22 protein-coding genes are annotated in these 25,046 nt (G+C 70.6%); 15 read left to right on the top strand and 7 right to left on the bottom strand.

Annotated elements, in window-relative coordinates; genetic code table 11:
• Positions 1-123: 123 nt before the first annotated feature.
• The 3 genes from BA895_RS04255 to BA895_RS04265 are packed head-to-tail and all read right to left on the bottom strand — an operon-like array spanning position 124 to position 2,975.
• On the bottom strand, positions 124-1,245 hold the full coding sequence (locus BA895_RS04255; protein WP_070190647.1) for a sensor histidine kinase: 1,122 nt from the start codon (positions 1,243-1,245) through the stop codon (positions 124-126).
• 11 nt (positions 1,246-1,256) lie between these two features.
• Positions 1,257-2,426, bottom strand: coding sequence for a sensor histidine kinase (locus BA895_RS04260; protein ID WP_070190648.1), 1,170 nt, complete (start codon positions 2,424-2,426; stop codon positions 1,257-1,259).
• Positions 2,427-2,438: 12 nt separating this feature from the next.
• Complete coding sequence (locus BA895_RS04265) at positions 2,439-2,975, bottom strand: hypothetical protein (protein ID WP_070190649.1); 537 nt, start codon at positions 2,973-2,975, stop codon at positions 2,439-2,441.
• 155 nt (positions 2,976-3,130) lie between these two features.
• Between BA895_RS04265 and BA895_RS04270 the strand changes: the two genes are divergently transcribed.
• The 3 genes from BA895_RS04270 to BA895_RS04280 all read left to right on the top strand — a co-directional run bounded on the left by BA895_RS04270 (position 3,131) and on the right by BA895_RS04280 (position 6,627).
• Positions 3,131-3,787, top strand: coding sequence for a response regulator transcription factor (locus BA895_RS04270; protein WP_070190737.1), 657 nt, complete (start codon positions 3,131-3,133; stop codon positions 3,785-3,787).
• 159 nt (positions 3,788-3,946) lie between these two features.
• Entirely contained in the window at positions 3,947-5,923 is a 1,977-nt protein-coding gene (locus BA895_RS04275; protein WP_217493819.1) for a right-handed parallel beta-helix repeat-containing protein, read from the top strand.
• 149 nt (positions 5,924-6,072) lie between these two features.
• Positions 6,073-6,627, top strand: a complete 555-nt coding sequence (locus BA895_RS04280) for a DUF1990 family protein (protein ID WP_070190650.1) — start codon at positions 6,073-6,075, stop codon at positions 6,625-6,627.
• A gap of 64 nt (positions 6,628-6,691) precedes the next feature.
• Here the strand turns inward: BA895_RS04280 and cobF are convergent, their stop codons facing one another.
• The 3 genes from cobF to BA895_RS04295 form a co-directional block, all read right to left on the bottom strand.
• A complete protein-coding gene (cobF, locus tag BA895_RS04285; protein ID WP_139142509.1) occupies positions 6,692-7,480 on the bottom strand; it encodes a precorrin-6A synthase (deacetylating) in 789 nt (262 codons plus the stop codon).
• Positions 7,477-9,093, bottom strand: coding sequence for a cobyric acid synthase (locus BA895_RS04290; protein ID WP_254666315.1), 1,617 nt, complete (start codon positions 9,091-9,093; stop codon positions 7,477-7,479). Before BA895_RS04290 ends, cobF begins: the two co-directional genes overlap by 4 nt.
• Before the next feature lie 100 nt (positions 9,094-9,193).
• The gene (locus BA895_RS04295) at positions 9,194-9,976 is read right to left on the bottom strand and encodes a PadR family transcriptional regulator (protein WP_070190651.1); all 783 of its coding nucleotides are present in this window, start codon (positions 9,974-9,976) and stop codon (positions 9,194-9,196) included.
• A gap of 524 nt (positions 9,977-10,500) precedes the next feature.
• On the opposite strand from BA895_RS04295, the gene BA895_RS04300 reads away from it, so the two are divergent.
• From BA895_RS04300 to BA895_RS04340, 9 genes are all read left to right on the top strand, one after another.
• A complete protein-coding gene (locus BA895_RS04300) occupies positions 10,501-10,893 on the top strand; it encodes an ATP-binding protein (protein ID WP_070190740.1) in 393 nt (130 codons plus the stop codon).
• Positions 10,894-11,036: 143 nt separating this feature from the next.
• A complete protein-coding gene (locus BA895_RS04305; RefSeq protein WP_070190652.1) occupies positions 11,037-11,921 on the top strand; it encodes a DUF5926 family protein in 885 nt (294 codons plus the stop codon).
• A gap of 9 nt (positions 11,922-11,930) precedes the next feature.
• Positions 11,931-12,689: a glycosyltransferase gene (locus BA895_RS04310; protein ID WP_070190653.1), complete on the top strand. Its 759-nt coding sequence runs from the start codon at positions 11,931-11,933 to the stop codon at positions 12,687-12,689.
• Positions 12,690-12,768: 79 nt separating this feature from the next.
• Positions 12,769-13,296, top strand: coding sequence for a DUF4446 family protein (locus BA895_RS04315; RefSeq protein WP_070190741.1), 528 nt, complete (start codon positions 12,769-12,771; stop codon positions 13,294-13,296).
• Positions 13,293-14,240 carry a prephenate dehydratase gene (pheA, locus tag BA895_RS04320; RefSeq protein WP_070190654.1) on the top strand — a complete coding sequence of 316 codons (948 nt, stop codon included), beginning with the start codon at positions 13,293-13,295 and terminating at the stop codon, positions 14,238-14,240. Before BA895_RS04315 ends, pheA begins: the two co-directional genes overlap by 4 nt.
• A gap of 392 nt (positions 14,241-14,632) precedes the next feature.
• Complete coding sequence (locus BA895_RS23845; RefSeq protein ID WP_070190655.1) at positions 14,633-16,213, top strand: S8/S53 family peptidase; 1,581 nt, start codon at positions 14,633-14,635, stop codon at positions 16,211-16,213.
• On the top strand, positions 16,210-16,791 hold the full coding sequence (locus BA895_RS04330) for an RNA polymerase sigma factor (RefSeq protein ID WP_070190656.1): 582 nt from the start codon (positions 16,210-16,212) through the stop codon (positions 16,789-16,791). Before BA895_RS23845 ends, BA895_RS04330 begins: the two co-directional genes overlap by 4 nt.
• A 1-nt stretch (position 16,792) precedes the next feature.
• On the top strand, positions 16,793-17,326 hold the full coding sequence (locus BA895_RS04335) for a carboxypeptidase regulatory-like domain-containing protein (RefSeq protein WP_070190657.1): 534 nt from the start codon (positions 16,793-16,795) through the stop codon (positions 17,324-17,326).
• A gap of 91 nt (positions 17,327-17,417) precedes the next feature.
• Positions 17,418-19,949: a CHAT domain-containing protein gene (locus tag BA895_RS04340; RefSeq protein ID WP_175442250.1), complete on the top strand. Its 2,532-nt coding sequence runs from the start codon at positions 17,418-17,420 to the stop codon at positions 19,947-19,949.
• Between the two features lie 114 nt (positions 19,950-20,063).
• On the opposite strand, the gene BA895_RS04345 is transcribed toward BA895_RS04340, so the two are convergent.
• Positions 20,064-21,284 carry an NAD(P)/FAD-dependent oxidoreductase gene (locus BA895_RS04345; RefSeq protein WP_070190659.1) on the bottom strand — a complete coding sequence of 407 codons (1,221 nt, stop codon included), beginning with the start codon at positions 21,282-21,284 and terminating at the stop codon, positions 20,064-20,066.
• A 217-nt stretch (positions 21,285-21,501) separates the two neighbouring features.
• On the opposite strand from BA895_RS04345, the gene efeU reads away from it, so the two are divergent.
• The 3 genes from efeU (at position 21,502) to efeB (ending at position 24,958) form a co-directional block, all read left to right on the top strand.
• Positions 21,502-22,359, top strand: coding sequence for an iron uptake transporter permease EfeU (gene efeU / locus BA895_RS04350; protein WP_070190660.1), 858 nt, complete (start codon positions 21,502-21,504; stop codon positions 22,357-22,359).
• A gap of 98 nt (positions 22,360-22,457) precedes the next feature.
• Positions 22,458-23,612, top strand: coding sequence for an iron uptake system protein EfeO (gene efeO / locus BA895_RS04355; RefSeq protein ID WP_070190661.1), 1,155 nt, complete (start codon positions 22,458-22,460; stop codon positions 23,610-23,612).
• Positions 23,609-24,958, top strand: a complete 1,350-nt coding sequence (efeB, locus tag BA895_RS04360; protein ID WP_083282960.1) for an iron uptake transporter deferrochelatase/peroxidase subunit — start codon at positions 23,609-23,611, stop codon at positions 24,956-24,958. The genes efeO and efeB overlap by 4 nt, the downstream gene beginning before the upstream one ends.
• Positions 24,959-25,046: the final 88 nt, after the last annotated feature.

The following is a 25,046-nucleotide window of genomic DNA, read 5'->3' on the forward strand; positions in this document are numbered from 1 at the left end:
CCGGGCATCCGGCGAGCGGTGAGGAGCAGTTCGTCGTCGAGCTGCACCGTTCTGGCCTCGTGCTGCTCACCATCACGGCCTTCTCGCGACCGGCTTGGCTGGTCGACCGTCTCTCGGGCCGGGTCATCCGCCCGGCAGACGCACCTCGACCGCCCATCCGCCCATCCCGGTCGACCCGGCGCTGAACTGCCCTCCGAGCGCGCGGCTGCGCTCGCGTAAGCCGACCAGGCCGCGACCGGTGCCGACAAGAGGGGTTTCGACAACCTCGGCGCAGTCGTTCTCGACCCGAACCACCACGCCACGCTCGGCCCCATCCACACTGATGAGGATGCGGACGTCCGCTCCCGGCGCATACCTGAGCGCGTTGGTGAGGCTCTCCTGCACCACCCGGAAAGCCAGGTGTGCGAGCGGCTGGTGGACGCGATCGCGGTCACCCTCGAAACGACAGGTGACATTCAGCCCGCTGCGGGCTGCCCGGGTGACCACCTCGTCGACGAGAGAGAGATCGGGGCCTCCGGTCTCTCCCTCGTCGCTCCTGGTGCCGCCGAGAAGCTCGACAAGAAGCTCGAGGTCTTTCGTGCCCTGCCGGGCAGACTCCGAGATGGCCGCGAAGGCCGCCTTGGCCCGCACGGGGTCCGCTTCGACCAGACGTTGTCCGGCAGCCGCCTGGATCACCATCACGCTGATCGCGTGACCGACGATGTCGTGCAGCTCGCTGGCGATCCGCGCTCGCTCCTGCCGCATCGCGATCTCGGCGAAGAGCCCTCGTTCGTCCTCGATCTCCTGGGCGCGCAGAGCCAGCTCGTCTGCGGTCTCCCGACGTAGCCGCAGAATGGTTCCGGCGGCGAAGGGTGGCACTGTGAACATGGCGGCAGCCACCCAGCTGCCGATCTCACCCACGTAGTAGAACGAGATGAGCCCGGCCACGGCGCACGCGGCCACGAGCCAGGCAGCGGGCCCCGACCAGGCGAGTGCGATCAGCGCGAAGCTGACCGAGTAGATCGCGACGGCCGTGTCGGGGAGCCAGCCGCCATCGATGGCCAGAGCGGCCAGGACGAGACCGGCGGCCACCACCGGGGCGCTGCGCCCATGGCTTCGCCACCCCAGGAGCACGAGTCCGCTGCACAGGAGGAGGACCGTGAACAGGTTGCCGCGCAGCGTCGTCGGCCAGCCGTGCAGCAGCGTCGGCAACGCCACGAGGAGGAACACCCCCAGGGCGATGCCGATCCGCTCGACTCGACGCATCGGGGTCGCTGCTATCCCTGCACAGGGAGCTGAGCCACGGCGTGGGCCCGGCCCCGGCTGACCTTCACGTCCAAGGAGCCACCAAGGAACGTCGCGCGCTCCGTGGCTCGAGCCACGGCGGCCTTGACGTCGGCGGACCGGTTGACCGGACCCCTCACGCGGATCTCGAGACAGCCGTCCTCGAAACGGACATCGACCTCGATGCACGAGTCCGACTGGTCTGCCAAGACGTTCACCAGATACTCGACGATGCGGTAAGCCGAGAGCTCGACCACTGGGGTCAGCAATCGCGGTTCACCCGTAACAGTCAGTCGCGAGTCCGCCTGGGTGTGTCCGGCCAGCAAGGCGTCGAGGTGCGTGACGCTGGGCGGCGGAGCGAGCGCGACGTCGCCGGCTCGCAGGAGCCCCACGATCTCACGCATCCCCTCGAGGGTGGCCCGGCTGTCGTTCTCGATCGACTCGAAGAGCACCTTCGCGCTGCGGGGGTCGAGGTCCTGGCCCGACTCGGCGGCGACCGAGAGCTGGCTGAGCCGCTCCTGCACGAGCCCGTCGAGCTGATGGGAGAGCCGGGCGCGGTCGTCGGCCACCTCCGACGCGACTCGCTGGTCACGCAGCTGCTGGAGCTGGGCCGTGCGGGCTGTGAGCTCGGCGCTCAGGGCAGTGCGGTGGCGGACCGCGCGTCCGATGCCGAAAACGATCAGCACGATCGGGAAAGCCAGCAGGAACGGCTCGAATCCGGTGGTCGCGTCGACCACGAGAACCGCCGCCGTGAGCAGGGTGGCGAGGCCCAGCAGCATCGACGCCTGCTTGCGTTCCAGGGCGACCGCGCCGAGATAGGCGAGCACGAACGCGAGCGGTAGCCCGGCGCCACACCGGCTCACCCACCCGAACAGCAGGTCGTGGAGCACCATCACCGCCAATGCGAGCCCGGTCACCGCCATCACGTTGCGTCGCCACCACAGCAGCGGAACCGTCGCCAGGGCGAAGACCGGGACCATGGTCCACGAGTGTGACGTCATCTCGTGGACCATGGCGCCCCCGGCCATCTCGGATGCGGCATCCCCGTCGGGGAAGAGCACGTCCCCCACCATCGTCACGGTGCCGAGCACGGTGAGGGCTCCGGCCACGACCCAGTCGACAGGACGGATTCCCGGGGACACCCGGCCACGGCCCTCACTCATCGCTCGACCCCCTCAGGCGTGAACGTAGTCGACGCTCAGCGTAGGCGTAGGGGCCTGCTCTGCGCGAGACTGCACGAAGACTCCGATGCCGTAGAAGACGGCGGCTGCCGGCACCGAGAACGCGAGGGCGCTCAGGCCCCCGGTCGAGGAGTCCTTCACCAGGGTGACGAACTGGAGGGCGAGCACCCCGACCAGCCCGATCAGGTGGTTGGACCTGGTGCCGGCGAATCGCGCTACGGCGTAAGCCATCGCGAGAGACAGGGGCAAGGCGAACCCGCAGCGGGTGACCCACCCGAAGGCCGAGACGCTGGCCGCGACGACCACCACCGAGACGGCGATCGCGGCCAGGATGCCGCGTCGTCGCCACAGGATCGGCAGTGCCGCGATCACGAAGACCGGGATGATGAGCACAGAATGCGAGTCGAGCGCGTGAGCCACGTCGGCATCGGCTGCCGCGTTGACGTTCTCGAGCCCGCTCACTGTGGCCAAAGTGACCATGACGGCCGTCAGCACGTAGTCGAGGGGCCGGAGGCCTTTGACGATGTCCATCTCTGCTTCCTTTCGATCCGGCGCCTGGTCGACCCCGTTGGCATAACGCTCCCAACCGGGCCCCGTAGTCGGCGTCAGCAGCGAGGATGATCCTCACGCCACGCGTCCTCCTCAAGGAGGACTCGTCACCGGCCGGTGGGCGGCAGAATGGGCGGGTGATCAGGCTTCTCATCGCCGACGACCAAGAGCTGGTGCGCACCGGCTTCCGGGTGATCCTGGAGGCCGAGGGCGATATCGAGGTCGTCGCGGAGGCAGCGAACGGTCACGAGGCGGTTCGTCAGTCAGCGCTCGTGAAACCCCGGGTCGTGCTGATGGACATCCGGATGCCCGAGCTCGACGGCCTGGCCGCAACGGAGCAGATTCTGCGTCAGGCCGACCCGCCGACGATTGTCGTGCTCACGACGTTCGACCAGAACGAGTACATCTACCGCGCACTGCGCGCGGGCGCAGCCGGCTTCCTGCTCAAGGACGCGCCCTCGTCCCGCCTCATCGCCGCGGTGCGTGCGGCAGCCACCGGCGACTCGCTCATCGAGCCGTCCATCACCGCGCGACTGGTGGAACGGTTCGCCGAGCCGGTGGCGGCCCCCGGCATCCCGGCGCAGCTCGCGCAGCTCACCGATCGGGAGCTCGAGGTGCTCCGAGCGATGACTCGCGGCCTGTCCAATGCGGAGATCGCAGCGGAGATGGTGGTTGCCGAGACGACCGTGAAGACCCACGTGGCGCGCATCCTCGCGAAGCTGGGCGTACGCGACCGCGTGCAGGCGGTCGTGGTCGCCTACGAGACGGGCTTTGTCGGCCGTGGCGGTGCCTGAGCGCGGGGATCCGGTGCCGACGCCGACCATCAGGTGCACGCATCCACCCTGGCCGGGCGCAACGTGCGTAGTGTCGTCGACGCGCACTGATCGGGTCTGACCATGCCTCCTTTTGGCAGTGGCGCGCCCGCACCCACCCCACCGAGAGGACACCTAGTCGTGATCACCGTGCTGCACGTCGCCACCACCGGCTCCGACCAGGCAGACGGATCCGCGGCCAGCCCCTTCCGCACGATCGGGCGCGCTGCCGAGCTGGCCCGGGCCGGCGACCGGGTCGTCGTCCGCGAAGGTGAGTACCGCGAGTGGGTCCGGCCGGCCCGAGGCGGCCTCAGCGACCTCCGCCGGATCACCTACGAGGCCGCCGAAGGAGCGCACGTCGTCATCAAGGGCTCCGAGCGAGTGACCGGGTGGAAGCACACTGGCGAGGTCGGCACCGTCTGGACGGTCGAGGTGCCGAACGCGCTCTTCGGCTCCTTCAACCCCTTCGCCGAGGAGGTCGTCGGCGACTGGGTCGTACGACCGATCGAAGCCGGCGCACGCAAGCACCTTGGTGACGTCTACCTCGACGGGCGCAGCTTCTACGAGGTCGGCAGCAGGGAGGAGGTGTCGACCGCAGCTCGCCACGACGAGATCGTCGACGACTGGACGTCGCGGCCGGTCCCCGTCGCCGATGCCGACCAGACGACCTACGTCTGGCACGCGCAGGTCGGCTCCGAGGCCACCACCATCTGGGCGAACTTCCACGATGCCGACCCGAACGAGCGGCTCGTCGAGATCAACGTGCGGCGCTCGGTCTTCTACCCCACCGAGCACCACGTCGACTACATCACCGTGCGTGGTTTCGAGCTGTGCCAGGCGGCCACCCCCTGGGCGCCCCCGACCGCGGACCAGCCGGGGCTCATCGGTCCCAACTGGGCCAAGGGCTGGGTGATCGAGGACAACCTCATCCACGATGCCAAGTGCGTCGCCGTCTCCATCGGCAAGGAGGCGTCGACCGGTGACAACAACTACACGCTCCGCGGCGACAAGCCCGGCTACCAGTACCAGCTCGAGTCAGTCTTCTCCGCCCAGCAGATCGGCTGGGACCAGGAGCACATCGGCTCGCACGTCATCCGACGCAACACGATCTACGACTGCGGGCAGTGCGCCATCGCCGGCCATCTCGGCTGCGTGTTCTCCACGATCGAGGACAACCACATCTACCGCATCGCCCTGAAGCGGGAGTTCTACGGTCACGAGATCGCCGGCATCAAGCTGCACGCGGCCATCGACGTCGAGATCACCCACAACCGCATCCACTCGTGCTCGCTCGGGATCTGGCTCGACTGGCAGACCCAGGGCACCCGGGTGGCCCGCAACCTGCTCTACGACAACTCTCGCGACCTTTTCGTCGAGGTGAGCCACGGGCCCTACGTGATCGACCACAACATCCTCGCCTCGCCCGTCTCGATCGAGTCGTTCAGCCAGGGTGGTGCCTACGTCGGCAACCTCGTGTGCGGCACTCTCGGCCTGACCCAGGTGATGGATCGCGCCACCCCCTACCATCGCCCGCACAGCACGCAGGTCGCCGGCTACGCCGTCATCTACGGCGCCGACGACCGCTGGGTCGGCAACCTGTTCGCGGGCGGGGAGGTCGAGCTCGCCTACGGCCGCGAAGCACACACCTACGACGGCGCGGGGGTCGGTACTGCCGGCTACGACGGGCACCCGTCGACCTTCGAGGACTACCTCGCCCTCATCGACGCCCAACCCCCGGGTGACCACAACCGCTTCCCGGAGGTGCCGCAGGCTGTCTACATCCGGCACAACGCGTACGCCGGCGCAGCCACGGCGTACGCGGCCGAAGAGGGCCCGCTGCGACTCGACCGGGCCGACTTCACGATCATCGAAGAGGCGGATGCCGTGTTCCTCGAGGCCGACCTCCCGCCGTCGTTCGAGGGGCTGCAGGTCACTGTCGTCACGGGAGCCGACCTGCCCCGGGTGCGTTTCGTCGACGCCGACTTCGAGGAGCGAGACGGCTCACCCGTGACGGTCGACCGTGACCTTCTCGGCGAGCGCAAGAACCTCGACCGCCGCTACCCGGCCGGCCCGATCGCCACCCTGTCGGCAGGCACCTCACGGATTCGGGTGTGGTGACCCGGGCTGGTGCGGCCCTCTGCCGCACCGGTCCTCGTCGAAGAACCACGGGGGTGAGAACGCCCACTCTCGACGGGTAGCGGCGTGCACCCGGGGCGACGCCCCAGCCCGCCTCCAGGTCGGTGTGCCCTGCGTGGATGATGACGGTTATGACTGCGGCGACCCTCTCCACCCGAAGGCTGGCCGAGCTGCGGGCGGCATCCCTCACGTACGCCGCTGTCGGTGCGACCCGCGGAGAGCTTCCAGCCGGCTATCACCACGCGCGAAGGCGGGCCGCCATCGGCGCCGGGCCGACCCAGTTCCGCAATGCGTCCGCCGCGTTGATGGCCTGGCAGGCACAGCGTCGGGCCGGCACCGAGGTACGGGCGTCGGCGCCGGTGGCGGCGGTCGACGAGGTGGCCGACCTTCGCGTCGGGGTTGGTCCGCTTCGGGTGGCGGCGCCGGTTCGTGTCGTGCACACCATCGACACCCCGACGGCGCGCGGCTTCGCCTACGGCACGTTGCCCGGTCATCCGGTGTCGGGAGAGGAGCAGTTCGTGGTCGAGCTGATGCCCTCCGGGCTGGTGCTGCTCACCATTACGGCCTTCTCGCGACCGGCCTGGCGGCTCGCCCGGCTGTCCGGTCCGTTCGACGACCTGGCGCAGGCTCTCATGACCCGGCGCTACCTGCTCGCCCTGCGCGCACCCCTGCCGACGACGCTCTGACTCGGCTACTGGGGGAGGGTCCGGCCTGCGACGCCGTCGAGGCGCCAGCCTTCGACACACCCTGTCAAGGCGAGCGCAGCAGGTAGGTGTCCATCACCCAGCCGTGTCGCTCACGTGCCGCGGCGCGAACCTGTCGCACCTGCTCGATCACATCGTGCAACCGCCCCGAGACGAGCAGCTCGTCCGGCGTTCCGAGGTAGGCGCCCCAGAAGAGCTCGAGGCCCGGATGCCGCTCGGCCAGCGCAGCGCACGCGAGGTGACCGTCGAGCATCACGACGACGTCGCCCAGGCCCGGATCGTACTCCTCGACGAGCCGGCGCCCCGTAGTGATGTGAACGGGGGAGCCGATGCGGTTCAACGTGATGCGGTGGCGGGCGGCGAGCAGCTGCGGCGCACTGATACCGGCGATCACGTCGTGATCGACGTAGTGACCCGACGTCGCCCAGCGGGCCACCAGGGCGTCGACGATGCGGATCGTCGAGTCGTAGAAGGCCGGGTCGCCCCACACGAGAAACCCGACGGTCTGCTCCGCGTCGCCGAGGCTCTCGATGACCTCGGCGTAGGTGGCGACCCGGGCCGCATGCCAGTCACGCACCCCATCGCCGTAGGCCGCAGAGTCGCGTTCGGCGTCGGGCCCTCGCTTCGGGTCAGGCACCTCGACCAGGCGGTAGGGCCGGTCGGCGGGAATGACGGCGTCGCAGATGGCTTGACGCGCCGTGACGAGGTCGGAAGCGCGTTCGCCCTTGTCGGCGACGAGGAAGACGTCGACGGTGCCAAGAGCGGCGACGGCCTCGCCGGTGAGGTGGGTGGGGTTGCCCATCCCGATGCCGATGATGCGCACCCGGCTGATCACGGGCCCTCCCCGCCACGCAACACACCGAGGACCAGTGAGCTCCCCCCGGTTGTGGCCCGTGGGGTTGTCGATTTCTCGGTGTGTTGCGGGGTGGTGGGTGTGAGGTCGGGGGGCGTCGTGGCCGGGGTCGGGGTCGCAGCTCGAGTCAGAGCGAGCAGCGCGTCGAGGTCGACGTGCTGCTCGACGGCGTCGGCGAGGATGTCGAGCATCCGCTCCCGCCGCTCACCGAACCCCGGTGCGTCGGTGGCCGGCCGCCACCCGGAGCCGGCCGTGCCAGCCACCTCGAGCAGCCAGGCCCGGCGGAAGTCGTCGTTCTCGAAGGCGCCGTGCCACATCGTTCCCCAGACCGCGCCGACCTGCCAACCGTCGAGAAAGGCTGCTGCCCCAGTCTCTTTCGCCGTTGCGATGCCGTGGTGGATCTCGTAGGCGGTCACGGGGTGGCCGCGCCACGTCCCCGACGGCCGGCTCAGCACCTTGTCGGCGCCGAAGACGACACGCGTTGGCAGCAGCCCCAGGCCCTCGACGACCCCGAGGCCGGTCTCGACGTCGTCGCAGATGTCGTGGGCGAGCATCTGGTAGCCACCGCAGATGCCGAGCACGGGTCGACCGGATGCCGCTCGCCGGGTCACGACGTCGGCCAGCCCCCGCTCGCGAAGCCACGCGAGATCGCTTGCGGTTGAACGCGACCCGGGCACAACCACGAGGTCGGCTGACTCCATGATGCCGGGGTCGACGGTGACGATCACGTCGACCCCGGGTTCGGAGGCGAGCGCGTCGACGTCGGTCGCGTTCGAGATTCGCGGCAGCCTGACGACCGCGACGGTGAGTCGGTCGCGCGCCGCTTCCGACGTCAGGCCCGACGATGCGCTGGAGGCGCGCCAGTGGCCGACCTCGAGGGTGTCCTCACTGTCGAGCCACACGTCGAGCAGCCACGGGATCACCCCGACGAACGGCACCCCGGTGCGCGCGGTGATCTCGGCAAGACCCGGCTCGAGCACAGCGACGTCGCCGCGAAACTTGTTGATGACAAAGGCCTTCAGCAGGGCCCGGTCATCATCGTCGAGCAGCGCCCACGTGCCGTAGAGCGCAGCGAGGATGCCGCCCCGGTCGATGTCGCCGACGACGACGACCGGTAGCCCGAACTGCCGGGCCAGGCCCATGTTCACGTAGTCACCCGACCGGAGGTTGATCTCGGCCGGCGACCCGGCACCCTCGCAGACCACCAGCTCGTAGGCGCCCTCGAGCTCGCGGTAGGCCGCGAAGGCGGCCTCGGCGAGGTGGGCCCGACCGGTCGCGTACTGGCCGGCCTCGAGCACGCCGGCGGGCCGGCCTCTGACCACGACGAAGGCCCGTCGGTCGGTGCCCGGCTTGAGCAGCACCGGGTTCATCGCCGTCGTCGCCTCGACTCGGGCACCTCGGGCCTGGAGGTACTGCGCGCGGCCGATCTCGCCCCCGTCGGCGCACACCATGGAGTTGTTCGACATGTTCTGGGCCTTGAAGGGAGCCACCCGAACCCCGCGGCGAGCCAGGGCCCGACAGAGCCCGGCCACGATCACCGACTTGCCGGCATCCGACGACGTGCCGGCCACGAGGATGCCTGATGCGCTGCTCACCCGGCTCATCCTGCCCGAGCCACCCCGCGCACGACGAAGGCGGATGTCGCTGGGTGGCCCAGCGGCATCCGCCTCGTTCGGTGTTCCCGTTCTCAGGCGGTCACTCGGACGTGCCTTTCGGGTCACCCTCGGCCAGCAGGCCGTAGAGCTTGCGCCGGGTCTCGGAGAGGATCTCGGTGGCCTCGGCACGTTGCTGCGAGGTGCCCGTGGTCATGATCTGCCACATGGCGCTCATCACCTGCGTAGTGACGGGCATGAGGTCGCCCATGTCGTCGGCGGCCGTGCGCTCGTGCGAGGAGGCCTCTTCGAACGGCCGCCAGGTGGCGGCCATCTCGTCGGCGTGCTCCTCGACGTAGTGACGGCCGTCGTCGGTGAGGCGCAGCAGGCGCCGCCCCTCGACCTCGCGGCCCTCGACCAGGCCCTCGTCCTCGAGCTGCTGAACGGTCGGGTATACCGAGCCGGGGCTCGGCTTCCACGCACCGTCGGTGCGCTCGGAGATCTGCTGGATCAGCTGGTAGCCGTTCATCTCGTCGCCCGCGAGGACGTCGAGGATGGCGGCCCGAACGTCGCCGCGCCGTGCCTTGGGCCCACGGCGACCGCCGTACTCCCGGGCGAAGCCGCGACCGAACTCCCGCTCGAACGCGGGGCCGCCGAACTGTGCGCCGAACTGGCGCATCAGGTGCAGCCACGGCGGGGCGCCGCCCGGAAAGCCGGGCCCCCGCGAGCCACGACGGGGTCCGCCGGGACCGCCCGGGCCGAAGCCCCGGCCGCCTTCGGGCCAACCGCCGCGGCGGGGCCCGCCGTGCTCGCCGTGGTGCTCGCGGTGGTGGTCGTGCTCGTGCTCAGGCTCGGAGTCCCATCCGAAGTCTCTGTTGCTGTTCATGCTGTTTCCTTTCGTTCCGCGACTCACGAACAGTCGCGATAGGTTGACGATATATCGGCAACGACGGGGAAGCAAGATCTGTTCCCAGCGGATCTGCCGACGCCGGCTGCCCTCTCGACCGGCTCGCACCCTCGACACGAGCGGCCGTGCGCCGCCGGCTGCCCATTTCGGCGGGGCTGAGGGATCCGCGACGGCGATGACTCCGAACCACCTGGGTAGGCCCCGCGGGCGGTCGTCGTTACGGACGTCCCGGGCACCGACGAACAGAACGGGAGACACTCACATGACACCGCTTCGTAACCACGGCCTGTCGATCTTTCGGGGAGGTTCCCCGTGCGGCGCAGAATCTGCGTCGACGACGTCTCCGCCCGGCGCGTTGAGGTGGGGCCACGGTTTCGTTACCGTGCAACGGCGAGGGGTGGAGTTGCATGCCTGAAGGAGGCAGCGGGGTGACGACGACGAACCGGGACCAAGGTTCGGCAACGGCTGGTGGAAACGCGGGCCCGAGCGGCGAGAAGCGCACGATGCGCATCCAGTGGGCGCCATCGGCCGCCGCCCGCGTGCGCAAGGAGCTGGTTGACGACCTGGTGGCCCGCGGCGTGCCCGGTGACGTCATCGACGAGGCCGAGCTGGTCGTCAGCGAGCTGGTGGCCAACGCCATCCGGCACGCTCGACCGCTCGCCGACGGCGCAGTCCGCGTGCACTGGAAGGTCAAGAACAACGTCGTCGAGGTCGAGGTCTCCGACGGCGGCGGGACCTCCGTGCCGCGCCCGGCCCCGCCGGCGACCTGGGCCCCCGGTGGGCGAGGTCTGCGCATCGTGCGTTCGCTCGCCCACGAGTGGGGTGTGGTCGAGGAACCCAACGGTCGTACGGTCTGGGCCTCGCTCGGTGGCCCGTCGCGTCGTCGTTCGCACTGACCGACCACGGCGCCCAGGGCTTGCTGCGCGATCGGTTCGTCGGCGCCTGCCTTTCCGTTCTGCAGGATGCCGGGTCGGCGACCGCTACCCCCACCGGGTCTGACGAGGTCTGACGGGTCATGGCGGGCGACTAGGCTGCGCGCATGGGTAAGGCATCTCGACGTCCGCGTGACCGCTCCGCTCGTGCTGCGCGCCCGGCGCCGGCCCCGTTCGTCGCCCGCCCGTTCGAGGGCCTGCGGGGCGAGACCGACTGGGTGGCGATGCGTGAGATCGTGCCCGCCGCCACGGCCACCGTTCGTTTTGCCGAGGGCAAGGCGCCTGAGGGCGCCCCGGCCGAGGTGACGGTGGCGACCGTGCTGCCGTTGGCGTGGCCCGGGCTGCACCGCGACAACGGTGACGTGCTGGTCGGCATCCAGTCGGGCAACGCGAGCGGCGACACCAGCCGCGACATCGCGGCTGCGATCGAGCTGGCGGTCGCGGCCGACCCCGGGTCGCCGGTCAGCGTGCTGCCCGTGTCGACGCTCGAGACCGTGCGCCTCCAGGACCTGCTCGACCCCGAGAGCCCCTTCGAGATCACGGTTCACGACGGTTTCGACTTCTGGGTCGCCGACTCCGAGCTCGACGCCGACGGCAAGGAGTCACTCGACCGCGCCAACGACTCGGCGATCCCGACGGTGAAGCTCGAGTCGGTGCCGTCCGCCTACTGGTGCCTCATCGGTGAACGGGCCTACGTCCGCTGGGTGTTGCCCTTCGACGAAGACACCTCCACCAACGCGCTCTCGCGGCTGCACGCGGCCGGTACCAGCGTTCTCGGTGGCGGCGGGCGCCTGCTCGGCTGCTTCCGTTCGAGTGGCCTGCTCATCCCCGTGTGGGAGGTCGACGCCGAGGCGCAGGCCGCCACGTTCGAGGATGCCGTTGCCGCGATGAAGACGCTGATCGACGCTGCGGCCGCCGTGACCGAGCCGTTGACGGCAGCCGAGCGGGGCGCCAAGGCGGGGCTGACGAATCGCCAGGTCACCCTGCGCTGAGATGAGCCCATGACCACACGCGCCGCCTCGCCCCTCGCCGTGGTCATCCCGGCGCGGAACGAGGCGGAGCGCATCCTCGACATCGTCACGTGCGTCGGCGAGGTCGAGGGCGTCGGGGTCGTGATCGTCGTCGACGACGGCTCCAGCGACGACACGGCGCGAGTGGCCGCCGACGCGGGAGCCGAGATCGTGCGCCTCGAGCGCGGCTACGGCAGGGGCGACGCCCTCATGAGTGGCCTGGGCCGCATGGCGAGCCTGCAGCGAGCGGGCCGGCTGGGTGGCTCCGCCGCGGTGCTCTTCGTCGACGTCGGCCTCGGGGTCACCTCAGCCGACGTCGAAGCAGTGGCGCGGCCCGTGATGCTGGGCCGGGCCGATCTCGCGATCGCCGCCGGGGGCCCCGACGTGAGCGAACCGACCGGTGCGGCGATGCACCTCGGCGGCGGGCACGGCCTCGTCGTGGGACTCGCTCACAAGGGCATCGAAGACCTGGTCGGCTGGTCGCCGAAGCAGCCACTGTCGGGGCTGCGCTGCCTCTCACCGGCCGCGGTGGCAGCGGCCACCCCGTTCGCGAGGGGCTGGGGAGCCGAGGTCGCCATGACGGTCGACGTGCTCGATGCCGGTCTCAGCGTCGTCGAGGTCACCTGCGACCTGCGACACGGGGCCACCGGAACGAACTGGCGCAGCCAGGTGCACCGGGCGGCGCAGTACCGCGACATTGCCCTCGCCCTCGGGGTGCGTCGGCTGCGCCGCCGACTCGCCCCGTCCTGACCTCGCGTCGCCGGCCCGAACCGGCCACTGACTGGAACAGCGACGGCCGGCAGACGCGGCGCGGCTACCCTTGCCGATCGTGGACGAGACGACGCTGACGAGCCTGGCCATCGGGTCGACGGCGGTCGCGGCGGTCGCCCTGGTGCTCGCCGTGCTGGCCCAGCTGCGCCTGGCTGGAGTGCGTCGTGACTTTCGCACCCTCGGCGGTGACGGGAAGGTCGACATCGCGCGCGTGGCGGCCACGCAGAACCAGCGCCTCGACCGGGTCACCGCTGACGTCGACCGGCTTCGTGAGCATCTCGCCGCGGCGGAGAACGACGTGCGCCAGAGCCTGCGCAACGTCGCGGTCGTGCGCTACGACGCGTTCGGCGACATGGGTGGCCGGCTCTCCTTCTCGGCTGCCATCGTCGACGACCTCGGCGACGGCATCGTCATCTCGTCGATCCACGCCAGGGGTGAGTCACGCACCTACGCCAAGGGCGTGGTCGGTGGCGCCTCGAGCATCACCCTGACACCGGAGGAGCAGCAGGCGCTCGCCTCCGCCACCAAGGGTGAGAGCCGCAGCGCCCCGCCGGCCGACCGCCACCGATCGAAGGACGTCTCATGACCCCACCGCGCAAGCCGGCCGAGCTGCACCGCTTCGGTTTCCTCGGCCCCCGCGGCACCTTCACCCAGATGGCGCTCGACGCGTGGGACGGTGCGGCCGACCGCGAACAGGTGCCCTTCGGCTCCGTCGACGGCGCACTCGCCGCGCTGCGAAGTGGCGACATCGACGCCGCCATGGTGCCGATCGAGAACTCGGTGGAGGGCGGCGTCTCGGCGACGCTCGACGCGCTGGCGACCGGCGACCCGCTCGTCGTGATCGGCGAGGTGCTCGTGCCGATCACCTTCGTGCTGTGCGCGCGACCCGGAACGCCGATCCGCGACATCCGCGCGGTCGGCACCCACTCGCACGCCTGGGCGCAGGTGCGTGGCTGGATGGCGGCCAACCTGCCGGATGCCGTCTACGTGCCGACCCTGTCGACCGCTGCGTCGGCCTCGATGCTGGCCGAGCCGGGTGAGGTGATGTTCGACGCAGGGGTGTGTGCCCCCGTCGCAGCCGCCGACGCCGGCCTGGTGGTACTCGCCGACGACATCGGTGACAACCAGGCGGCCGTCACGCGCTTCGTGCTCGTCGCCCGGCCGGGGACCCTGCCCGATCCGACCGGCGCCGACAAGACGACGGTCGTGCTCTTCCAGCGCACCGACCACTCCGGAGGTCTGCTGGAGCTGCTCGAGCAGTTCGCCGTGCGGGGCGTGAACCTGACCCGTCTCGAGTCGCGCCCGACCGGCTCGGCGATGGGCAGCTACTGCTTCTCGATCGACTTCGAGGGTCACGTCGAGGACGCCCGGGTCGGGGAGACGCTGATGGGTTTGCAGCGGGTCTGCGCTGAAGTGCGGTTCCTGGGCTCCTACCCGCGCGCCGACGGCATCCCGTCGGAGATGCGTGTGGGTACGGCCGATGCCGACTTCCACGACGCCAGCGCCTGGCTGGGCCGGTTGCGTTCCTGACCCTCGCGCCCTCGCGCCCTTGCGCTCAGGCGCCCTCGCGCCCGCTGGTCGCTGTCTCGAACGGTGTCGCGGCGTGCGAAGGCAGGGGCGTCGAAGGAACCACCGTCGACGCCCCTGCCGCGGGCCCGTGCGATCCCCTCAAGCTCGCACGCACCCAGTTCGAGTGTCCGAGGCGCGCTGCTCCCCAGCAGCCCCCCGCGCCTCAGTCATCCGCTCCCCCACGCTGCTCAGTGGCGGTGGGGGCAGCGCTGATACATCGATTCGCCCTAAAGTCTGATTCGTCGGAGGAGTATCAACCACCAGGTCGCCGACTCTGTGCGGATGAGGGCTCGTAAACGAGCACCGAGTCCAGCCCACTCCCCGCGACCCGCGGTCCCCAGGAGGTCAACCAGATGTCCGATTCAGGCCCAGCCGGTCCCAGCGATGGCCCCGACACCAGTGCGGCCTCGGGGGCGGGTGCCCGCCCCCGGCCGCCGGTCCGCGCCATCGACCCGGCGACCTCGAAGCGCAAGACCGACGGCGAGGCGCCTCTTCCCGCCCTGTACCTCTCCGACCGGTTGCTGGTGCGCAACGGCGCGGGCCTGACCCGCGACCTCTCCTCGATCGGTGACGCGCTGGCCAAGCTCGACCTCCGCTACGAGCTCACCCCGCGCGCCGACGGTGGGCCGCGTGAGCTCGACTCGGGATCCTGGGGAACCAGCATCACTCTGCGGTCGATGACCTCGCCCATCGACCCCGTCGACGCCTGGACCGTGCTCCAGCAGCTCCGTGCTGCAGACGGCCCGGCCACCGACAACCTCAGCCTCGAGCACGTCCTCCGCCCGGCCGACGGCTACTGGGGTGGAGTGGGCGGGTACTGGGGCGGGGTCGGCGGGTACTGGGGCGGGGTCGGCGGGTACTGGGGCGGAGTCGGCGGATCGGCCCTGCAGGAGTATTCGGTTCCCGGTCGGGGTGGGCGGATGCCGGTGAGCCTGGCCCTGCCCGACCCGGCGCTGCGGGCGGAAGTGCTCGACCGCAACCCGGTCATCGTCGTTCCCGACACCGAGATCGCCAAGCACCCATGGTTCAAGGACAGCGCCCGGGTGGTGCGGCTCCGTATGAAGGACGGCCGGCTCGTACCGGCCGACTCGCTCGGTGAGACCGCCGCGTCTTCCACCCTCCCGACCAGCGAGCTCCCACCCGGCGACCCCTCTGCGCAGGCTGAGCCGCCCGGCCTGCTTCAGGGCCACGCCACCTTCATCGCGGGCCTGATCCGGCAGGGCTGCCCCGAGGCGACCATCGTGTCGATCCCGGTCATGGGAGACGACGGCATCGTCGACGAGGGCGTCATGCTCGACGTGCTCCAGGCCCTGCTCGACCGGCACGTCCACGGTCAGGAGCACGGCCCGGTCAGCGACGTCGTCGACGTTCTCTCGCTCTCGCTCGGCTACTACGCCGAAGACTCCACCTACACCTCCGGGCCGGTGGCCGACATGCTCGACCGCTTCGCCGAGAGCGGTGTCGCGGTCGTCGCCGGAGTGGGCAACGACGGAACGAGCTCGCCCTTCGTGCCGGCCGCGCTCGCGGCCGAGCCGCCCAAGCGCATCCTGCCCAGGTCGAACCCGCCGCTGGCCAGCGTCGGGGCCTGCAACCCCGACGGCATCACCGTGGCGCTGTTCTCGAACAACCTCGCGGTCGTCAGTGCCGTGCGTCTCGGCGTCTCGGTCGTCAGCACCCTGCCCCTCACGAACGGAATGGGCCAGCCGAGCACCAAGATCGCGGTCGACGGCACCGTGCGCTGCACGGTCGACCCCGACGACTACACCGGTGGGTTCGGGGTGTGGAGTGGCACCTCCTTCGCCACTCCTGTGTTCGCGGCCGAGCTCGCGGTCGCCCTCATCGACCAGGGTGACCTCACCGACGTGAGCCCGCGGGCGATGCGCGGGCGCGCCATCCGTGCCCTGCGGGCCTGTATCGGAAGGGTCAGCTCATGACGCCGACCCCGACGGCCTCCGATGGGCTCGGCACCCTGGCGGGGCAGGCGTTCGCGGCCTACGTGCGGGGCGACCGCCAGCGGCTCTCCGAGCTGGTCGACATCGTCACCCCGGTGCTCTGGAACGCCGCCCGTTCGCAGGGCGCCAGCCCGGCCACGTGCGAGGACGCGATGCAGACCGCCTTCCTCCAGCTCGTCGCGCGGGCCGACTCGATCAACGAGCCGGCAGCGGTGCTCGGTTGGCTCGTCGTGGTCGTCAAGCGCGAGACCTGGCGGCTGGCGCGCGGGTCGCGGCGTGAGATCGGTGTCGAGGACGTGCCCGAGGCCCCGACCCAGCAGCTCGACCCCGAGGCGCAGACGATCCTCACCGAGCGCCAGCGCGTGCTGTGGCAGCACATCTCCAGTCTTTCACCGCGATGCCAGGAGCTGATCCGGGTCATCGCGTTCGCCGACCGACCCGACTACGCGGCACTCGCCACGTCGCTCGGGATGCCGGTCGGCAGCATCGGCCCGACTCGCGGCCGATGCCTTCAGAAGCTGAGGCTCACCCTCGGCTCCGACACCGGATGGGCGGTCTGACATGTCGTCGCACAGCGAAGCCATCGACGAACACGACGTCGTCAACCTGCGGTCGGTGCGCGACCTGTTCGCGCACGCGGATCCCGTTCCCTCCGACCTCACCGAGCGGATGAAGTTCGCCATCTCGGTGCAGGCTCTGCACGCAGAGGTCGCCGAGCTGATCGACTCTGCCCTGCTCGTGACGCGCGGTCGTGACGCTGCAGACGCCGCGGTGGAGCCCACGCCCACCGACTCGGTCACCTTCACAGCGGCATCCGTGAGTGTGATGGTCTCGTGGGGCGTCAGCGATACGAGCGATGCGAGCGGCACGGGCGGCCCGAGTGGAACGGACGAACGCGTTCGGGTCGACGGCTGGGTGACCACGCCGGGCGCTCAGGTCGAGGCGGTGACCGCCGACGGAAGCCGGTCGGCCACCTCCGACGCCAACGGACGATTTGTGCTGGATGACCTGCCGCACGGGCCGATACACTTCCTCGTGACCGACCCGGCAAACCAGGGAGACCGACCGGTCATCACTCCGACGATCCAGATCTGAGCCGCGGCCCGGCGCAGGGAGAGGCCGGGCGGGAACCATCGATCTGCTTGAGCGGGCACGCACACTGCGTGAGCGCGGTTCGGCCGAGAACGTGGCCGGGCGGCCGATGGCGGCTGCCCACTCCCTCGCGGCGGCCCTCGACGAGATCGACCGGCTCTCGGGTCAGGCACCCACGCGCCAGCGTCTCGAGCTGCGGTGCAAGACGCTGATCACGCTCGCCCTCACCGAGCTCATGCTGTCGGGTGTCGAGGCGGCCACGACCCGGTTGGCGCAGGCCGAGGTGATCGTCGACGAGCTCTCCGACAGTGCGCTGCGGGCGCGGTTGAACTACCAACGTGCCAACATCCACGGCCGGGTGGGTGACCTCGCGTCGGCCTGGGACGGGCTCGAAGCCGCGGCCGGCCAGCTCGACGCCTTCACCCCGCACGAGCAGTGCTCGGTGCACCTGAGCCGGGGGATGCTCGCCTTCGAGCTGTTCCGGCCCCAAGCGGCGCTCGAGTCGTTCGCCGAGGCGGCGCGCCTGGCGCACGCCCTCGGCGGCCTCGAACAGGAGTTCATGGCGCGGCACAACGAGGGCTATGCGGCCTACCTTCTCGGCGACCTGCCGCGGTCGCTCGCGGGCATGGCCGATGCCGACCGGCTCGAGGCCGACGTCTTCCGGGCGCCCTCACGCCTCGACCGAGGCCGAGTGCTGCTCGAGGCCGGGCTGGTGCGGGAGGCGATCGAGACCCTCGAGGTCGGCACGGCCGAGCTCAGTGCCGAGGGCCACGACCAGGCCAGAGCCGAGTTCGACCTCGAGCTGGCCCGCGCTCACCGCCTCCTCGGGCACCTCGACCGTTCGGCCGAGGCCGCAGCGATGTCGCGGGCGGCCTTCGAGCGCATCGGAGCCACGGCCTGGGCGGCCAAGGCCACCCTCGTCGGTCTGATGGTCGACCTCGCGAAGCAGCGAGGCAGCGGCCGGCGCCCGCCGTTGGAGGCCGCCGGCCGGGCGGATGCGCTCGTCGAGACGGCCACCGAGAACGGTGACGCCGAGCTGGCCGACGCCGCCCGGGTCGTGTCGGGTGAGGCACTGCTGCTCGGCGGTGACGTCGACGGGGCCCGGACCCGGCTGCTCGGCCTCGAACGAGTCTCGACCGGTTCGCTGTCTGACGAGCTCGACGCGGCCGCGGTCACGGCCGCGGTGCTGGTGGCGGCCGGTGAGTCCGCGGCCGCCAGACGGCTGCTGTCACGGGCCGCCAGACGTCTCGCCGCCGGTCAGGAGGGGAGTGCGAGCCTCGACCTGCGCACGGCCCGAGCCGTGCACGGAGTGCGCCTGGCCTCCATCGACCTCGATCTGGCCGTTCCCCGCGGAAGCCCGGCGGTGATCGAGACGCTCGAACGGTGGCGCAGCGCCACTGACCGGCTGCCCTCGCTCGGACGGCCCACCGACGATGAGCTCGCCTCGTTGACCGAGACGCTGCGGTCGGTGCGGGCCGGCATGCGGGGGGCGCCCGAGCCGGAGCAGCTGCGCGACCTGCAGGCGCGGGCGGCTCGTCTCGAGCGGCAGATCCGTGACCGTGACTGGGCACTGAGCAGCCAGACCCGGTCTGGGTCGGCCATTCCCATGCGGGTGCGAGAGGCGAGGGCGGCCCTCGACGTCGCTGACCGCGACCTCGTGTGGCTCTTCACCCACCGACAGCGACTCTGCGGTGTCGGTGTCATCGGTGGACGCGCGTCCGTTCGCGACCTGATGCCGTTGCCCGAGGCCGCCGAGCTGGCTCGCCGGGTGCGGGTCGACCTGCGCGCTGCGGCCACGCACCACCTCGGGCCACTGGCCGGCGCCGTCTGGGGGTCGCTTCGGTCAGCGGTCGACCGGCTCGATGCCGCCATCATTCGGCCGTGGCGCTCGTCGCGCGGGGGTCTCGTGCTGGTCACCTGCGAAGAGATGTCGGCTCTGCCCTGGGCGCTCTTGCCGTCGATGCACACCCGGCCCCTGACCATTGCCTCCTCGCTCACCTCGTTCTCGCGCCGAGAGACTGCCTCCGGTGTCACCGCTGACGCACCTTCTCGCGCCGGTCGTGTTGCCACCGGGCCTCGCAGCGTCTACGTCAGTGTGGGCCCCCAGCTGACGAGGGCGGTCGGGGAGGCCCACGCGGTGGCGGCCACGTGGACGCGCGGGGGCCACCAGGTCGAGGTCGCCACGCCGTCGAGCGCGCGGGGGCTCGTCGAGGCGCTGACGCGCGGGGGCGTGGTGCACGTGGCGGCCCACGGCACGCACCAGGTGGAGTCGCCGCTCTTCTCGTCGCTGGCCCTGCACGACGGGCCACTCTTCGCCCACGAGCTGCAACCCTCGGGGGTGCAGGCCGATCACGTCGTGCTCTCGGCGTGCGACGTGGGATCAGCCACCTTCCGACCGGGCGACGAACAGCTCGGCCTGGCCGCCGCCGTGTTCTCCCTCGGGGCGCGGTCGGTGGTGGCGGCCGTGGCACCGGTGCCCGACGACGTGGCGGCGGCCGCGATGACCGCCCACCACGAGGCCCTCGCGGCGGGCGTCCCCAGCGACGAGGCTCTCGCGCGCGCCATCAGTTCGACCGACCCCGTCGCGGCGGCCTTCCTCAACCTCGGGGGTCGCTTCACCCCCTGATCGGGTCAACGGCGGATCAGTCTGCGGATCAGTCTGCGTTCGGTGTCGTCAGAGCAGCACCAGGTGCAGTCTGATCCGCCGCTTGATGAGCCGTCAGGAGTGACGAGAAGCGGGTCAGAGGCGCTTGCCGGTCAGCTCGGTGATGCGGGTGTTCTTGGCCAGGGCCATCGACAGGGCGATCTTGCGCGCGTCGATGGCGATCTCGCGCAGCATGCCCGAGATCGGGTTGCTGAAGCCGATGTACCAGAGGCCCTGCGCCCCACGGGCGGTGGCGCCTCCCGACCGAACCGGGTGGCCCTTCGCGTCGAGCACGCCGAGGTGGCCGACCAACGGCTCGAGGCCCTGCGTGAACCCGGTGGCGAGCACGACGACGTCGGGCTCGAGGCGGCTGCCGTCGGCGAGCACGGCTGCGCCGCCGGGCGACCCGAACGACTCGAGGGCGGCCACCGGTTCGACCGTGCCCGAGCGGATCGCGTCGATGATGCCGACGTCCTGCACGGGGATCGCGTTGTCGTCGACGACACGGCTCAGCAACCCCGTGTCGGGCCGGGCCAGTCCGTAGGCCGAGAGGTCGGGTGTCGTCACCCGCTCGACCAGTGACGCAGCCCGGTCGACGAGGCGAAGCGGCAGCCGTCGCACGAGGATGCCGGTGTACTGGGCGGCGTACGGGCCGGCCGAGCGGCGCAGGATGTGCGGCACCGTGCGCACGGCGAGGCGCACCCGAGCAGCCCCGTGCTCGGCGGCGTCGACCGCGATCTCGGTGCCGGTGTTGCCGCTGCCGACGACCAGCACGTCGAGCCCGGTCAGGTCGGCGCCGGTGCGGTAGTCGTGCGCCATCACCACCCGACCGGGAAACTGCTGGATGCCGCTGACGGCTGCCTCTCGAGGGGTGTGGTTGAAGCCTGTCGCCACGACGGCGTACGGAGCGCTGAGCACCGACCCGTCGTCAAGGGTCACCGACCACCCCTGCCCGTCGGGGGAGCGGTCGACCCGGGCCACCGTGGTGCCCAGGCGCACGTCGAGACCGTGGTGAGCGGCATACAGCTCGAGGTAGCGCACCACGTCGTCGCGCGCGACCCACCGGCGCATCTCCTTGGGGATCGGCAGCCCCGGCAGGCCCGAGAGCTCACGGGGGGTGTGCAGGTGGAGCCGGTCGTAGTGGTGACGCCACGAGCTGCCGACGCCCGTGGCCCGCTCGAGCACTACGGCGTGCAGCCCGCGCTGCTTGAGCGTGGCGGCGACCGCGAGCCCGGCCGGGCCGGCGCCGATGACGTAGGCGTCGACCGCTACCGGCGCAGGGACGACTGAGGGGGCTGGTGCGCTGGTCGTGGTCACCGGCTCAACCTACCGACCGGCCGGCTGCGCACGATGAGCCGGCGTCGGGTGGTCGGGGACGGGGGTCCGTGCGCCGCATCCTGGTCCGCAACTTGTTAGGTAAGGCATACCTGTGGTTCCCTGGTTTACGACAGGTCGACGTGCGGTATCTCGTAAGCCCATCTCGTCACAGACGGACGGTTCGGCCCCCTGACCACTTTGGCGAAAGCAGGACCACATGCTCGTGAGCAACGCGCTCATCGGCCTGCGCGAGGGCCTCGAAGCCGCCCTGGTGGTGGTGATCCTCGTGGCGTTCCTCGTCAAGACCGACCGGCGTTGGGCCCTGCGCTACGTGTGGCTCGGGGTCGGAGTGGCCGTGGCCCTGTCGGTGGTGCTGGGCGCCCTCCTGACCTTCGGCACGAAGTCGCTGACCTTCGAGGCGCAGGAGCTCATCGGGGGCACCGCCTCGATCATCGCCGTCGTCTTCGTGACCTTCATGGTGTTCTGGATGCGGGGTGCCGCCCGAACCATCTCGGGCGAGCTGAAGGGCAAGCTCGACCACGCCCTAGACCTGGGTCCGCTGGCCATCGCCCTGGTCGCCTTTCTCGGGGTCGGCCGCGAGGGGCTCGAGACGGCCATCTTCTTCTACGCCACCACGCAGGCGGCCGGCCAGGGCAACAACCTGCCGATGTTCGGGTGGGTGATCGGTCTCGGCAGCGCGGTGGTGCTCGGCTGGCTCATCTACCGCGGAGCCGTGCAGATCAACCTGTCGAAGTTCTTCCGCTACACCGGCATCCTGCTCATCCTCGTTGCGGCCGGCATCCTCTCGTACGGGCTCCACGACCTGCAGGAGGCGCGGTTCCTGCCCGGGCTGAACTCACTCGCGTTCGACGTCAGCGCGGTGATCGCCCCTGACAGCTGGTACGGCGTGCTGCTCAAGGGCATCTTCAACTTCACCCCGGCCACCACCTGGCTGCAGGCCATTGCCTGGGTGTTCTACGTCGCGGTCGTCATGACCCTGTTCCTGCGGCCGCTGCGACCGGGCACAACAGTGCCGGCGAAGCCCTCGGGCAGCCAGCCGGCCGTCGTCTCCTGACCCGGCCAGGCGGACGACACCCCGACGGGCTCAGCACGCCGCCCGCCGGCATCCGTACCCATCACGCATCACCTCGCGATCGACCCACCAGGAGCACCATGTCCCGCACCGCCCGTCGCGCCGCGCCCCTCGCGCTGGCCACGATCGCCGCCCTAGCCCTGGTCGGGTGCACCGACAAGCCCGACACCCCGTCGTCGTCGACCAAGGCCGGTGGCTCTGGCGCGATCACCGTCAACGCCACCGACACCGCGTGCGAGCTGAGCGCCTCGACGGCCCAGGCCGGCACGGTCACCTTCGACATCTCCAACGCGGGAACGAAGATCAACGAGTTCTACGTCTACGCCGCCGGCGACCGCATCGTCTCGGAGGTCGAGAACATCACCCCGGGCCTCAAGCGCCAGCTCAAGGTCGAGATCACCGAGCCGGGCACCTTCACGACCGCGTGCAAGCCCGGGATGGTCGGCGACGGCATCCGCAGCGACTTCACGGTCACGGGGACGGCCGCCAAGGGCAGCGCCGACCAGAAGGTGGCCAAGGCGATCTCCGACTACCGGGCGTTCGTCGCGACCGAGTCCGACAAGCTGCTCGCCGGCACCGAGGAGTTCGTCACCGCAGTCAAGGCCGGCGATGTCGCCAAGGCGAAGACGCTCTACCCGACGGCCCGCCTGCCTTGGGAGACCATCGAGCCGGTCGCCGAGAGCTTCGGCGACCTCGACCCGAGGATCGACGGGCGCGAGGACGTCATCGAGGACGGCATGAAGTTCACCGGCTACCACCGCCTCGAGAAGGACCTCTGGGTCACCGGCCTGCAGGCCGACTCGAACGCCATCGCCGACCAGCTGCTCGTCGACGTCAAGGAGATCGCGACCAAGAGCAAGTCGGTCGAGCCCACCGCCCTGACGATCGCCAACGGCGCCAAGGCGCTGCTCGACGAGGTGGCCACCGGCAAGATCACCGGCGAGGAGGAGCGTTACTCCCACACCGACCTCTGGGACTTCCGCGGCAACCTGCAGGGCTCCCAGTCGGCCCTCGAGACGTTGCGCCCCGTCGTCACCGAGCGCAACCCCGCCCTGCAGAAGACCCTCGACGCCCGCTTCGGCGAGCTGAACAAGCTGCTCGAGTCGCACCGCGTGAACGGCTCGTTCGTGTCGTACACGAAGCTCACCGCCGCCGACATCAAGGCGCTGACCGTGTCGCTCGACGCCCTCGGCGAGGAAGTCTCGAAGGTGCCGGCCGTCGTGGAGTCGAAGTGACCGAGTCGTCTTCAGCAGCAGAACGGTCGGACGCGCCCACGCCCGTCGCTGCCTCCCCGACATCGGGCGGTGTCAGCCGGCGGCGGCTGCTCGGCACCACCGGAACGGCCGCAGCCGTCGGCCTCGTGGCGGGCGCCGGGGTGACGTATGCCGCTGGGCGAGCAACGGCAGACGGCACGCCCGCGGATGCCGGGCCCGGCGTTCCGTCGTTGGATGCCGCCATCGACTTTCACGGCGAGCACCAGGCCGGCATCGTCACCCCCGCTCAGGACCGCCTGCACTTCGTGGCCCTCGACGTCGTGACCAAGGACCGGGCCGAGCTGGTCGCCCTGCTCAAGACGTGGACCCGAGCAGCCGAGCGGATGTCGGCCGGTGCGGAGGCTGCTCCCGGCGGCCTGGTCGGAGGTGGACCCTTCGCGGCGCCCGAGGACACCGGCGAGGCCTACGGGCTCCCGGCATCCGGCCTGACGATCACGGTTGGTTTCGGTCCGTCACTCTTCGACGGCCGGTTCGGGTTGGCCGCTCGCAAGCCGGCCGCACTCGAGAACCTGCCGGCGTTCGTCGGTGACCAGCTCGAGGCGAACCGTTCGGGCGGTGACCTCTGCATCCAGGCCTGCGCGAACGACCCGCAGGTGGCCGTGCACGCGGTGCGCAACCTCGTGCGGCTCGGTTTCGGGGTCGTGTCGGTGCGGTGGAGCCAGCTCGGTTTCGGGCGCACCTCCTCCACCTCGACCGCCCAGGCCACGCCGCGCAACATGTTCGGGTTCAAGGACGGCACGAACAACCTCAAGCTCGAAGACCCCGCCGGCCTCGCCGAACACGTCTGGGTGGCGACGAAAGACGAGAAGCCCGTGGCCGCCTGGATGGTCGGGGGCTCCTACCTCGTCGCGCGGCGCATCCGCATGCACATCGAGATCTGGGACCGCACCTCGCTGCAGGAGCAGGAGGACATCATCGGTCGCGACAAGAAGGTGGGCGCTCCGCTCGGGCAGGCCAAGGAGTTCGACGAGCTCGACTTCGCCAAGAAGGCTCCAGACGGCACGCCCGCGATCCCCGAGATCGCGCACGTGCGCCTGGCCCACTCCAGCAACCTGCGCGGCGTCAAGATTCTGCGGCGGGGGTACAACTTCACCGATGGCACCGACGGCGTCGGTCACCTGGATGCCGGCCTGTTCTTCCTCGCGTTCATGCGCGACCCGGGCAAGCAGTTCGTGCCGATGCAGCGGGCCCTGGCGAGCAAGGACGGGCTGAACGAGTACATCGAGCACAACGGGTCGGCGGTCTTCGCGTGCCCGCCCGGCACCGTCCCCGGCCAGTTCTGGGGTCAGTCCCTCTTCACCACCTGACCCCTCGCAGTCGCAAACCCGGTCGAGTGGCCCGTACGAAACTGGCCACTCGACCTGGGGCTGGGCGGACCCCAAGGTCGAGTGGCCA

The organism is Humibacillus sp. DSM 29435 (assembly GCF_001758225.1).
Classification (GTDB): Bacteria; Actinomycetota; Actinomycetes; order Actinomycetales; family Dermatophilaceae; genus DSM-29435.